Source organism: Pseudotabrizicola sp. (assembly GCF_030684215.1).
In the GTDB taxonomy this organism is placed as follows: Bacteria; Pseudomonadota; Alphaproteobacteria; order Rhodobacterales; family Rhodobacteraceae; genus Pseudotabrizicola.
Map to the genome: position 1 here is coordinate 61,861 of NZ_JAUXOV010000029.1, position 12,883 is coordinate 74,743.

General features: G+C 60.3%; 9 protein-coding genes. All 9 read left to right on the top strand.

The features are described from left to right. The first annotated feature begins 109 nt into the window (after window positions 1-109). From Q8K08_RS04780 to glp, 9 genes are read left to right on the top strand one after another with little or no spacing between them, the layout of a single operon-like run. Window positions 110-2,827 carry an MFS transporter gene (locus Q8K08_RS04780; RefSeq protein ID WP_305249348.1) on the top strand — a complete coding sequence of 906 codons (2,718 nt, stop codon included), beginning with the start codon at window positions 110-112 and terminating at the stop codon, window positions 2,825-2,827. Between the two features lie 15 nt (window positions 2,828-2,842). Then, complete coding sequence (locus Q8K08_RS04785) at window positions 2,843-6,589, top strand: nitrate reductase subunit alpha (protein ID WP_304802831.1); 3,747 nt, start codon at window positions 2,843-2,845, stop codon at window positions 6,587-6,589. Beyond that, a complete protein-coding gene (gene narH, locus Q8K08_RS04790) occupies window positions 6,586-8,112 on the top strand; it encodes a nitrate reductase subunit beta (protein WP_304802833.1) in 1,527 nt (508 codons plus the stop codon). The genes Q8K08_RS04785 and narH overlap by 4 nt, the downstream gene beginning before the upstream one ends. A 2-nt stretch (window positions 8,113-8,114) precedes the next feature. Next, a complete protein-coding gene (gene narJ, locus Q8K08_RS04795) occupies window positions 8,115-8,816 on the top strand; it encodes a nitrate reductase molybdenum cofactor assembly chaperone (RefSeq protein ID WP_304802853.1) in 702 nt (233 codons plus the stop codon). A gap of 1 nt (window position 8,817) precedes the next feature. Further along, window positions 8,818-9,594, top strand: a complete 777-nt coding sequence (narI, locus tag Q8K08_RS04800) for a respiratory nitrate reductase subunit gamma (RefSeq protein WP_304802835.1) — start codon at window positions 8,818-8,820, stop codon at window positions 9,592-9,594. A gap of 6 nt (window positions 9,595-9,600) precedes the next feature. Continuing rightward, entirely contained in the window at window positions 9,601-10,395 is a 795-nt protein-coding gene (locus Q8K08_RS04805; RefSeq protein ID WP_305249349.1) for a peptidylprolyl isomerase, read from the top strand. 20 nt (window positions 10,396-10,415) lie between these two features. Further along, complete coding sequence (locus Q8K08_RS04810) at window positions 10,416-10,985, top strand: hemerythrin domain-containing protein (RefSeq protein ID WP_305249350.1); 570 nt, start codon at window positions 10,416-10,418, stop codon at window positions 10,983-10,985. Beyond that, window positions 10,975-11,592 carry a carbonic anhydrase gene (locus Q8K08_RS04815; protein WP_304802842.1) on the top strand — a complete coding sequence of 206 codons (618 nt, stop codon included), beginning with the start codon at window positions 10,975-10,977 and terminating at the stop codon, window positions 11,590-11,592. Before Q8K08_RS04810 ends, Q8K08_RS04815 begins: the two co-directional genes overlap by 11 nt. Further along, window positions 11,589-12,869 (top strand): gephyrin-like molybdotransferase Glp, encoded by a 1,281-nt coding sequence (glp, locus tag Q8K08_RS04820; protein ID WP_304802844.1) that lies wholly within the window; start codon window positions 11,589-11,591, stop codon window positions 12,867-12,869. Before Q8K08_RS04815 ends, glp begins: the two co-directional genes overlap by 4 nt. Window positions 12,870-12,883: the final 14 nt, after the last annotated feature.

Sequence of the window (12,883 nt, forward strand, 5' to 3'; positions counted from 1 at the left end):
CATTTTCTAAGTTCATGATCTAGATCAAGTCATGAGCGCCGCTCCGGCCTCAAGTCTGGCTCTGAACCCCATGCAGGGGTGACACCGCTATTCTTGCCGGAGAACCGCCATGCAGACCGTAGCAACAGCCTCACGCGCCGATCAGACGCGCGCCTTGAGCCTGAGCACGATCGCCTTCACCGCCTGTTTTGCGGTCTGGACGATTTTTTCCATCATCGGGGTCGCCATCAAGGCAGAACTTGGTCTGAATGACACCCAGTTTGGCCTTCTGATAGCAACGCCGATCCTTACCGGTTCCGTATCACGCCTGTTTCTTGGTGTTTGGACCGAAAAATACGGCGGACGACTGGTGTTCTCCAGCCAGATGATCCTGACAGCGCTTGCGACTTGGGCGCTGACGCTGGCGGACACTTACGTAATGTATCTGGTCGCGGCACTTGGCATCGGGCTGGCGGGCGGATCGTTCATTATCGGCGTGGCCTATGTCAGCCGCTGGTATGACGCAGGTCATCAGGGGACGGCACTGGGTATTTTCGGTGCAGGCAACGTTGGGGCCGCAGTCACAAAGTTCGTCGCCCCCTTCGTAATGGTGGGTTTTGGTTGGCACGGGGTGGCTTATGTCTGGGCGGCCGGACTTGCCACCATTGGTGTGCTGTTTTTCCTGCTCGCCAAGGATGATCCCGAGTTTGTGGAACGCCGCAAGACCGGCACCAAGGCGCCTTCCCTCGCGCAGCAGTTTGCACCGCTGAAAAACCTGCAAGTTTGGCGCTTTTCGCTTTACTACTTCTTCGTTTTCGGTGCCTTCGTTGCACTGGCGCTGTGGATGCCGCATTACCTAATCGACGTCTATGGCATCGACGTTCGCTTCGCAGGCATGGCCGCCGCCTCTTTCAGTCTCTCGGCCAGCTTGTTCCGGGCCTATGGCGGGATCCTGTCTGACAAATTTGGCGCGCGCTCGGTCATGTACTGGACCTTTGGGTTCAGCATGCTGTTTCTGTTCATGCTGTCCTATCCTCCGACCGATTACATAATTCAGGGCAAGGATGGTCCGATCGCCTTTTCCACGCAGATGGGCCTGTGGCCCTTCATCGTGACACTGTTCGCGCTCGGCTTTTTCATGAGCCTTGGCAAGGCGGCAGTGTTCAAGCACATCCCGGTCTACTATCCCAACCATGTGGGCGCGGTGGGCGGTCTTGTCGGCATGGTCGGCGGTCTCGGTGGTTTCATCCTGCCCATCGCCTTTGGCGCGCTGCTGGACCTGACGGGCATTTACACATCGTGCTTTGCCCTGCTCTTCGTCCTCGTCGCCATCGCGCTGACGTGGATGCACCTGTCGGTCCGGGCGATGGAACGTGCAGCCCATGGCGAAATTCTCGACCGGCTGCCACAGCTGCCCGAAATGCAGACAATCCACCACCCTGAGCGCACTGCCATGCCGCGCGTGCTGGAGGAGTGGAGCCCCGAAGATCCCCAGTTCTGGGATTCAAAAGGCCGTGCTGTCGCGCGCCGCAATCTCTGGATTTCGATACCCGCGCTGCTTCTGGCCTTCTCGGTCTGGATGGTCTGGTCGATGGTGATTGCACGCTTGCCTGCCATCGGGTTCAACTTTGCCCCGGAACAACTGTTCTGGCTTGCGGCCCTGCCCGCCCTGTCGGGCGCGACGCTGCGCATCTTCTATGGCTTCATGGTGCCGATCTTCGGCGGGCGCCTCTGGACGACGGTCTCGACCGCATCGCTTCTTTTGCCCGCCATCGGTATCGGATATGCCGTGCAAAACCCGCAAACGCCCTATTTCATCTTCCTCGTGCTGGCGCTGCTGTGCGGTCTCGGCGGGGCCAACTTTGCCTCCTCGATGGCCAATATCGGCTATTTCTTCCCCAAATCGGAAAAAGGCAATGCACTGGCCCTTAACGCCGGTCTGGGCAACCTTGGCGTCAGCGTCATGCAGTTCGTGGTGCCGCTGGTCATCACGATTAGCGTGTTCGGGGCCATGGGCGGCGCGCCGCAGGATCTGTCGGACGGCGGCCAGCTCTGGATGCAGAACGCGGGTTTTATATGGGTACCATTCATCCTTGCCGCCACCATCGCGGCATGGTGGGGCATGAACGACATTGCCGATGCCAAGGCCAGCTTTGCCCAGCAATCGGTAATCTTCGGGCGCACCCACAACTGGCTTATGTGCGTCCTCTACATCGGCACCTTCGGCAGCTTCATCGGCTATTCGGCAGGCTTTCCGTTGCTGAGCCGGATTGTCTTCCCGGATGTCAACGCCCTTCAGTATGTCTTCCTTGGCCCGCTGGTCGGCGCTCTGAGCCGCGCTGGCACCGGCTGGGTGTCCGACAAGTTCGGCGGCGGGCGCGTCACCTTCTGGGTATTCGTGGGGATGATTGCCTCGGTCCTTGCAGTAATCCTTTCGCTTCAGGCAGGTTCGTTTGCCGGATTCTTCGCGGGCTTCATGGCGCTGTTCTTCTTCACCGGCGTCGGCAATGCCTCCACGTTCCAGATGATTCCCGTAATCATGAGCCGCGAAGTGCCGCGTCTGATGCCGCTGCTGACCGGCACTGACCGCGCCCGTCAAATCGCCATGGAGTCCGGTGGGATCGTCGCCTTCACCAGCGCCATCGGCGCCTATGGCGGGTTCTTCATCCCGAAAGCCTACGGATCATCCATCGCCATGACCGGTAGCCCGATCGGCGCGCTGTGGCTGTTTCTGATCTTCTACGTGCTTTGCCTTGGCATCACCTGGGCCATCTATACGCGCCCAGGCGGGCTTCTCCATGACAACGAGCGCGGCCGTGCCACAACCGCCGCCCACCCTGCACAATAACGAAAGGAAGCCAAGATGAGCCACCTGCTCGACAGACTGAACTTCTTCCAAAGCAAAGAGCTTGAGCAATTCTCGGATGGCTGGGGCCAGACCACTTCCGAGAACCGCGATTGGGAAGACGTCTACAGAAACCGCTGGCGGCACGACAAGGTTGTGCGCTCGACCCACGGCGTGAACTGCACAGGGTCCTGTTCGTGGAAGATCTACGTCAAATCCGGGATTGTGACGTGGGAGACGCAGCAGACTGACTATCCGCGCACCCGGGCGGGATTGCCAAACCACGAGCCACGCGGTTGTGCGCGGGGGGCGTCGTATAGCTGGTATCTGTATTCCGCCAATCGCGTGAAGAACCCGCTGATCCGGGGGGCGTTGATGCGCGCCTGGCGCAAGATGCGGCCCACCATGACACCCGTGGCGGCATGGGCCTCGATCCAGAATGATCCTGTTTTGCGCGCGAGTTATACCAAAACGCGGGGCAAGGGCGGTTTCGTGCGCGCAACGTGGGACGAGGCGACCGAGATCATCGCCGCTGCCAACGCCTATACCGCCAAGACCTGGGGTCCTGACCGGGTGTTTGGCTTCTCGCCAATCCCGGCCATGTCGATGGTCAGCTATGCGGCCGGCTCGCGCTACCTCAGCCTCTTGGGCGGCACCTGCATGTCGTTCTACGACTGGTATTGCGACCTACCGCCCGCCTCGCCCCAGACCTGGGGCGAACAGACCGACGTGCCGGAATCGGCCGACTGGTACAATGCAGGCTTCCTGATGCTGTGGGGTTCGAACGTGCCTCAGACCCGCACGCCCGACGCGCATTTCTACACCGAAGTGCGCTATCGCGGCACCAAATCCGCCGTGGTCAGCCCCGATTATTCCGAGGCAGCCAAGTTCGGTGACATCTGGCTGAACCCTCAAGCTGGCACCGATGCCGCGCTGGCAATGGCCATGGGTCATGTGATCCTGCGCGAGTTCCATCTGGACCGGCAGGCCGAATATTTCGAGGACTACGCTCGCAAATACACCGACATGCCGATGCTGGTGCGGCTGGAAGACCGCGACGGCCAACTGGTACCCGGCCGGATGCTGCGCGCCGAGGATTTCGACGGCAAGCTGGGCGAAACCAACAACCCCGACTGGAAGACGGTCGCCTATGACGAGGCATCCGGTCAGATCGTGGCTCCCAACGGGTCCATCGGATTCCGCTGGGGTGAAGAGGGCAAGTGGAACCTTGAGCAGCGCGCCAAGGGAACTGAGGCCCAACTGCGCCTGAGCCAGATCTTGGACGGCGATCACGACGAGGTGGTGGGCGTCGATTTCCCCTATTTCGGCGGGGTTGCGACTGGCGATTTCGTGAAATGCGACCACCCCGAGGTTCTGACCCGGAACATTCCTGCCCTCCGCGTCACCTTGGCCGACGGTCAGTCAGCGCTGGTCGCCACGGTGTTCGACCTGTTCTGCGCCAACTACGGGCTTGATCGCGGCCTTGGCGGCAAGTGGGTATCCAAGGACTTCAACGACGACAGCCCCTATACCCCGGCATGGGCCGAAAAGATTACCGGCGTCGACCGGGAAAAGATCATCGCCGTCGCGCGGGAATTCGCGGGCAACGCGGAAAAGACCCGTGGCAAGAGCATGGTCATCCTCGGGGCCGGTCTGAACCACTGGTACCACATGGACATGAACTACCGCGGCATCATCAACATGCTGGTGATGTGCGGCTGCATCGGGCAGGAGGGCGGCGGTTGGTCGCATTATGTCGGTCAGGAAAAGCTGCGCCCGCAGACCGGCTGGGCACCGCTGGCCTTCGCGCTGGACTGGAGCCGCCCGCCTCGGCAGATGAACTCGACCTCGTGCTGGTATGCGCACACTGATCAGTGGCGCTATGAGACATTGCGGGCAGACGAGATCCTGTCGCCCACCGCGCCTGCGGGCGATTGGGATATCAGCCTGATCGACTACAATATCCGCGCCGAACGGATGGGCTGGTTGCCATCTGCCCCGCAACTGAAAACCAACCCGTTGGCGGTGGCGAAACAGGCCAAGGCGGCGGGTAAGGAGATCAAGGACTTCGTTTCAGAGCAACTGAAATCCGGCGACCTGCAGATGTCCTGCGAAGACCCGGATGCGCCGGAAAACTGGCCGCGCAATCTGTTCGTCTGGCGGTCCAACCTGCTGGGGTCCTCGGGCAAGGGGCATGAATATTTCCTCAAGCACCTTCTGGGCACTGACCACGGCGTGATGGGCAAGGATCTGGGCGAAGAAGGCGGTGCGATGCCGAAAGAGGCCGTGTGGCATGATGAGGCGCCGAAAGGCAAACTCGACCTGCTGGTGACCATCGACTTCCGGATGTCCACCACCTGCGTCTATTCCGACATCGTGCTGCCGACGGCCAGCTGGTACGAAAAGGACGATCTGAACACCTCCGATATGCACCCCTTCATCCACCCGCTGCAGGCGGCGGTGGATCCGGCGTATGAGAGCAAGTCGGACTGGGAAATCTTCAAGTCGATCGCTCGCAAATTTTCGGAAGTCGCGCCCGAAGTGCTGGGGGTCGAGACCGACATCGTCCAGCTTCCCTTGCTGCACGACACCCCCGCCGAGCTGGCGCAGGCCCATGTCCGCGACTGGAAAAAGGGCGAATGCGATCTGATCCCCGGCAAGACCGCGCCGAACTACATTGCGGTCGAGCGGGATTATCCGAACCTCTACAAGAAGTTCACCTCGGTCGGGCCGCTTTTGGAAAAGCTCGGCAACGGCGGCAAGGGGATCAACTGGGACACCAAGGTCGAAGTTGGGCATCTGCGTGATCTGAACGGGGTCGTGCTGGATGAGGGCGTGTCGAAGGGCATGGCCAAACTGGACACCGCGATCAACGCTGCGGAAATGATCCTGATGCTGGCTCCCGAAACCAACGGCGAAGTGGCCGTCAAGGCGTGGGAGGAACTGGAAAAACCCACTGGCCGCCACCACGCCCATCTGGCCGAGGGGGCGCATCACACCAAGATCCGCTTCCGCGATATCGCCGCCCAGCCGCGCAAGATCATCTCCAGCCCCACATGGTCGGGGATTGAGTCCGAGGAGGTCTGCTACAACGCGGGCTACACAAACGTGCATGAGCTGATCCCGTGGCGCACCCTGACAGGCCGCCAGCAGCTCTACCAGGACCACCTCTGGATGCGCGCCTTCGGCGAGGGCTTTGTCAGCTACCGCCCGCCGGTAGACCTCAAGACCATCACCAAGGCCGTCAACAACGACGCGGCCGAGGGCAGCCCGCATGTCGTGCTGAACTTCATCACGCCGCACCAGAAGTGGGGCATCCACAGCACCTATACCGACAACCTCCTGATGCTGACGCTGAACAGAGGCGGGCCGGTGGTCTGGATGTCCGAGGTGGACGCCCAGAAGGCTGGGCTGGTCGATAACGACTGGGTTGAGGCCTACAACATCAACGGCGCGCTGACGGCGCGGGTGGTGGTGTCCCAGCGGATTAAGCAGGGCACATTGTTCATGTATCACGCCCAAGAAAAGATCGTGAACACGCCCGGATCGGAAAAGACAGGCAATCGTGGCGGCATCCATAATTCGGTGACGCGCGCCACGCTGAAACCCACGCACATGATCGGCGGCTATGCGCAGTTGTCCTACGGCTTCAACTATTACGGCACCGTGGGCAGCAACCGCGACGAGTTCGTCATCGTGCGGAAAATGAAAAAGGTTGACTGGCTGGACACGCCCGCAACCCGCAAAGTGGAGGCAGCGGAATGAGAGTGCGCGCGCAAATCGGCAAGGTTCTGAACCTGGACAAGTGCATCGGGTGTCACACTTGCTCTGTCACCTGTAAGAACGTCTGGACCAGCCGCGAAGGCGTTGAATACGCCTGGTTCAACAACGTCGAGACGAAACCCGGCACCGGCTATCCGACTGACTGGGAGAATCAGAAGCGCTGGAACGGGGGCTGGGCCCGGTCGAAATCGGGCAAGCTGCACCCCAAGCAGGGCTCCAAGTGGCGGATCCTGGCGAACATCTTCGCGAACCCGGACATGCCGGAAATCGACGATTACTATGAGCCGTTCGATTTCGACTATGACCACCTGAAATCGGCGCCCGACATGAATGCCTTTCCCACCGCGCGCCCTCGGTCCAAGATCACCGGCGAGCGGATGGAAAAGATAGAAAAGGGCCCGAACTGGGAGGAAATCCTCGGCGGTGAGTTCTCAAAGCGGTCCAAGGACCACAACTTTGAGAACATCCAGAAGCAGATCTACGGAGAGTATGAAAATACCTTCATGATGTATCTGCCACGCCTGTGTGAGCATTGCCTGAACCCCACCTGTTCGGCCGCCTGCCCTTCAGGCGCGATCTACAAGCGCGAGGAAGACGGCATCGTCCTGATCGATCAGGAAAAGTGCCGTGGATGGCGGATGTGCATCTCGGGCTGCCCCTACAAGAAGATCTATTACAACTGGGACAGCGGCAAATCCGAGAAATGCACCTTTTGCTATCCGCGGATTGAATCCGGTCAGCCGACGGTCTGTTCGGAAACCTGCGTCGGTCGAATACGCTATCTGGGCGTGATCCTGTATGACGCCGACAAGATCGAGGCGGCGGCAAGCAGCGAACGCGAAACCGATCTTTATGGCGCACAGCTTGACGTGTTCCTTGATCCGAATGACCCGGACGTGATCGCTGCCGCCCGTAGGGATGGCGTTCCCGAAGACTGGATCGAATCTGCCAAGATCAGCCCGATCTGGAAGATGGCGATGGAGTGGAAGGTCGCCTTTCCGCTGCATCCCGAATACCGCACCCTGCCGATGGTGTGGTATATTCCGCCGCTGTCACCGATCCAGAATGCAGCGCAAGCCGGCCAGATCGCGATGAGCGACCAGATGCCCGATGTGCGCAGCCTGCGCATTCCGGTGCAGTATCTGGCCAATATGCTTACGGCAGGTGACGAGGAACCGATCGTTCACGCGCTTGAACGCATGTCGGCGATGCGCCTCTATATGCGCGCGCTGACGGTGGACGGCGTGCGCGACGAAGGCATTGCTGCCCGCGTCGGCATGTCGGGCCGAATGATCGAGGACATGTACAAGATCATGGCGATCGCCGACTACGAGGATCGTTTTGCGATCCCGACTGCACACCGCGAACAAAATGAAGAGGGTGCCGACATTCGTGGTGGCTGCGGCTTTACCGATGGCAATGGCTGTTCCAGCGGCGAAACGGGCAAAACCACCATGTTCGGCGGCAAGAAAAAATCCTTTGCCCTTCCGTTGGAGTCATTCTGATGATGGACCGTACACTCAAGGCGCTGTCGCTTACGCTCAGCTATCCGACAGCCGAACTGCAAGAAGCGATGGCTGATATCGCAGCTGTCATGGCCTCCGATCACCGACTTGAAGCTGAAACCTGCGAGTCATTGCAAAAGTTGGCCAAGGAAGTGGGGCAGGGCGATCTGTTCGACGTTCAGGAAAGCTATGTAATGCTGTTCGACCGATCACGTACACTTTCACTGAACCTCTTCGAGCATGTCCATGGCGAAAGCCGGGACAGGGGGGGCGCAATGGTCAGCTTGATCGAGACCTACCGGGGGGCGGGCTTCGAGCCCGCCACCACGGAACTGCCCGACCACCTGCCGGTGTTGCTGGAATTCCTGTCGACGCGTCCCTCGCTCGAGGCACAGGAAACTTTGGCGGATGCGGCGCATATCTTCGACGCGCTTGCCACCCGTTTGGTGCGGCGCGAGAGCAGGTATGCTGCCGCGTTCGCCGCTCTTTCCCAGCTTGCTGGCGCGCAGGCGGATGCCGAGGCCGTAGCCGTGATGTTGGCGCAGCCCGATGATGACCCCACAGACCTTAACGCGCTCGATGCCGTTTGGGAGGAGACCGAAGTCACATTCGGTCCCGATCCAAACGCTGGGTGCCCGCAGGTTCGCGACATGCTGGCTACCATGGACAGGCCCGCCCCCACACCGCTGAGCAGGAGCGCATGACATGTTCGGAAATTACGATCTCAACTTCCTGATCTTTGGCATCATGCCTTATGCCGTACTCGCCGTGGCACTGGTCGGCACTATTGCGCGATACGAACGGGATCCGTTCACTTGGAAAACCTCATCCAGTCAGCTCTTGCGCCGCAAGCAGCTTATGTGGGGCTCGGTGCTGTTTCACGTCGGCATCATCGTCCTGTTTTTCGGCCATCTGATCGGCCTGTTCACCCCGGTCTGGATTCTCGACGCCCTTGGTATTCCGTATGGCGTGAAGCAATGGGTTGCGGTGATCTTGGGCGGGATTGCCGGGCTTTCGGCCTTCATCGGCGCCACGATGCTGCTTCATCGGCGGCTTTTTGATGCGCGCATCAGGGTCAATTCCAGCTTTGCCGATATCGCAATTCTGGCGATCTTGTGGCTGCAGATCGTCATCGGCATGGGTACGATTATCGTGACACTGGACCATATGGACGGTGCCGGAATGGTGCTGTTCATGACCTGGTCTCAAAGCGTGATGACGCTCCAACTGAACGCCTGGACAGAGGTCATCAATGTGCATTGGCTCTACAAGGCACACATCGTCTTGGGCATGGTGATCGTAGCACTGTTTCCGTTCACCCGGCTGGTGCACATGCTGTCAGTGCCGATCCGATATGTCACGCTGCGTCCCGGTTATCAGATTGTCCGTTCGCGCCGCGGCCGCCCCCTTGAGGAACGCCGCCAAGCCTATGACGCCCGCCAAGGCAAATCCGGCCCTTCGGCCACGACGCCAGCGGAGTGAACGAAGATGAACGTATCTCTTTTCCCAGATGTCGTTGTGAACGGCGAAACCATACCCTCGGCGGCAATCGCCGCCGAGGCCCAGAACCACACCGCCCCCAAGGACAAACCCGGCATCGCCTGGCGCAAGGCGGCGCAGGCGCTGGCGATCCGCACGCTCTTGCTGCAAGAGGCTCGCAAGCGTGACCTTGATGCCGACCCGGAGGAACTTGCGCCGGGCCGTTTCGAGACCGAAGATGAAGCCCTCATCCGTGCCCTTCTGGACGAGGCGCTGACCACTGCGCCGATCACGGAAGAGGCGGTTCGGGCCGAATGGGCGCGCGATCCCAATCGCTATCGGTCCGCGCCCCTTTGGGACGTCTCGCACATCCTGTGCGCCTGTGACCCGCGGGACGAGCAAGAGCGGTTGGTTGCAGAGGCAAGGGCGGTTGCTCTTCTGGCGCGGCTTGATGGCGATGCCAAGGGCTTTGCGGCAGCCGCCCGGACAAGCGATTGCGGGTCAAAAGCGTCCGGTGGCCATCTGGGTCAGTTGGGCCCCAATGATACCGTGCCAGAGTTCGAAGCTGCGCTGCGCACCCTGGCGGAAGGCGGGATGACCGCGGCACCCGTCCTGTCACGGCGCGGCTGGCATCTCATCCGGCTGAACGCGACCGCACCGGGGCAGGTGCTGCCCTATGACACCGTCCGGCCCAAGATTACGCTAGCGCTGGAAAAGGCGGCGTGGGCGCGTGCGTCTCGGGACTTCATCGAAACACTTGCCGAAAGGGCGCAGATCTCGGGTACGAACCTTGCTCCGATCTGAGCCTCGCGAAGGGGGTTGTCATGAAACAGTCAGTTCCGACTCGGCATAGAAGTGGGGTTGCTCCGACGAGCCAGAGACTGTTCGCAAGCCCTCTGGATTTCATCAGCGAAGATCACCTGCGCGAACGTCAGATTTGTGCGGTGATCGACGATCTCGCGATTGCCACATCCCCTGACCGGCAGGCTGTACTGACCGTTTTACGTTTTCTGAACGAGGAGTTGAATGTGCATCAGCGGGACGAAGCTGAGGATCTGTTCCCGCTCTTGGTGCTGCGTTGCTCGGAGGAAGAGTCGATCGAAAGGACAATCAACCGGATCAGGGCCGACCAAGTTGGAGCAATCCGCCTGTTGCCACAGGTGCGTGTGACGCTCGCTGACTATCTTGACACCGGTGCCGACCTGACCGCCGAAGATCGCACAACATTGACCGAGTTCGCGGGACACATGCGCAGCCACCTTGTGGCTGCGCATGCGATCCTGCTGCCGATCGCCCGCTCCCGGCTGACCCGGGCCGATTTGCGGATGCTCTCGGAGCACATGCGATTGCGGCGCGGGCTTCCCCCGATCCAGGAGATGACCAATGCTGAATGACCTGCTGGCGCGCAATTATGAGTGGTCAAAGCAACGTCACGCCGAAGAACCTGACTATTTTACGCGACTTGCCGCCATTCAGGCCCCAGAGTTTTTCTGGATTGGCTGCTCGGACAGCCGTGTGCCTGCAAACGTGGTCGCGGGCCTCGATCCGGGCGAGGTTTTTGTCCATCGCAATGTCGCCAACATCGTTCACTCATCTGACATGAACCTTTTATCGGCGCTGGAATTTGCGGTCGAGGCACTGAAAGTACGCGAGATCATTGTGTGCGGTCATTACGGATGCGGTGGCGTCAAAGCTGCCACAGAGGATCTGCCTCAGAGCCTTGCTGATCACTGGCTGGAGCCGATACGGCGGCTGGCACGCAGTTACGCCGTCGATTTGTCGCACGAACCGGATATCGAAGCAAGGCGCGACCGGCTGGCTGAACTGAACGTGGTCGAGGGTGTTCGGCGCGTCTGCGAAACGCCCATCCTGCAAAGGGCTTGGCGACGCCGTGCGAACCTTCGCGTGCATGGTTTGATTTACGGATTGAAAGACGGTCGTTTGCGCGACCTCGATTGCAGCATAGGCCCTGGCCATTTCCAGAAGGAGGTAGCGGAATGACGATTTTGCAACCCATTGCACCGCAAGGCTGTGGCTGTGACGGTAGCGGTACCCGCAAGACGCTGATCAGCATTGACGACGCGCTCTCCCTGATCTTTGCTCGGACGCCCCCGGTCGAAGAGACGGAGGGCCTTGCACTTGGCCTTGCCTTGGGCCGAACACTTGCAAGTCCGGTCATCGCCTTGTGTATGAGCCCGCCCTTCGACAACTCGGCGATGGACGGCTTCGCTGTCGTGACGTCGGCACTGGTCGGAGATGGTCCGTGGACGCTGGATGTTGTCGCACGGGTTCCGGCGGGACAACTGGCAACACGGCCGATTTACGGCTTGCAGTCCACCCGGGTTTTTACTGGTGCGCCGATCCCTGCAGGGGCGGATGCCGTCGTTATGCAGGAAGACGTCCAGCGCAGCGGTGCGACCATCCGAATTGCGCGCCGTCCCGAACCGGGGCTGAACATCCGCCGTGCGGGCAGTGAAATGGCGGCAGGCGACATGGTTCTAAGGCAGGGACAACGTCTGGGACCACGCGAAATTGCTGCTTGCGCCGCAGCAGGTACAGGGTCCGTCCGGGTGCGCAGACGCCTGCGCGTCGCCTTGCTGGTAACCGGGGATGAGGTGCGTCAGGCAGGCGCAGACCGGGCGGCAGCGCAGATCTGGGATGTTAATACGCCCATGCTGACCGCCGCGCTGACGCGGCCTGACATCGATCTCATCACCGTTGAACACGGTCTCGACAGCAAGGACGGGCTGTTTTTACAGATCGCAGAGATGGCAAACATCGCTGATCTCGTGATTACCACTGGCGGAATTTCGGTGGGTGAGGAAGATCACATAAAACCAACGCTGTTGGCGATGGGTGCCGAGGTCATCTTCAGCGGTGTTGCGATCAAACCTGGCAAACCCGTGTCCTTCGGACACGTCAGGGAAGCAGCCTGGCTAGGCCTCCCGGGCAATCCACTTTCAGCGTTCATCACCTGGCACCTATTTGGCGAGGCGCTTGTCAGACGGATGACTGGTGCAAATGATGACACTGCCAAAAGACGGCATGTCGTCACTGCCCATGACATTTCCAGAAAGACGGGCCGCTGCGAGTTGCGCCCGGCAATCTGTGCAGGGTTCGATCCGCAAGGCCGCGAGGTTGTGAGCTTTGAGCCAGAGAGCCATTCGTCGCGGGTGAACGGCCTTTCGATGGCGTCCGGCCTTATTTTCATTCCTGCCGACGCAGAGTGGCTTCCCGCCGGTGCGTTGGTCGAATTCCAACCATTTTGCCCAACATGAAGGACCCTGCAGAT

Bases quoted from the DNA above. Each gene is read 5' to 3' on its own strand.
- Q8K08_RS04785 (WP_304802831.1), top strand. From the start codon at position 2,843: ATGAGCCACCTGCTCGACAGACTGAACTTCTTCCAAAGCAAAGAGCTT.
- Q8K08_RS04815 (WP_304802842.1), top strand. From the start codon at position 10,975: ATGCTGAATGACCTGCTGGCGCGCAATTATGAGTGGTCAAAGCAACGT.
- Q8K08_RS04805 (WP_305249349.1), top strand. From the start codon at position 9,601: ATGAACGTATCTCTTTTCCCAGATGTCGTTGTGAACGGCGAAACCATA.
- narJ (WP_304802853.1), top strand. From the start codon at position 8,115: ATGGACCGTACACTCAAGGCGCTGTCGCTTACGCTCAGCTATCCGACA.
- Q8K08_RS04810 (WP_305249350.1), top strand. From the start codon at position 10,416: ATGAAACAGTCAGTTCCGACTCGGCATAGAAGTGGGGTTGCTCCGACG.
- glp (WP_304802844.1), top strand. From the start codon at position 11,589: ATGACGATTTTGCAACCCATTGCACCGCAAGGCTGTGGCTGTGACGGT.
- Q8K08_RS04780 (WP_305249348.1), top strand. From the start codon at position 110: ATGCAGACCGTAGCAACAGCCTCACGCGCCGATCAGACGCGCGCCTTG.
- narI (WP_304802835.1), top strand. From the start codon at position 8,818: ATGTTCGGAAATTACGATCTCAACTTCCTGATCTTTGGCATCATGCCT.
- narH (WP_304802833.1), top strand. From the start codon at position 6,586: ATGAGAGTGCGCGCGCAAATCGGCAAGGTTCTGAACCTGGACAAGTGC.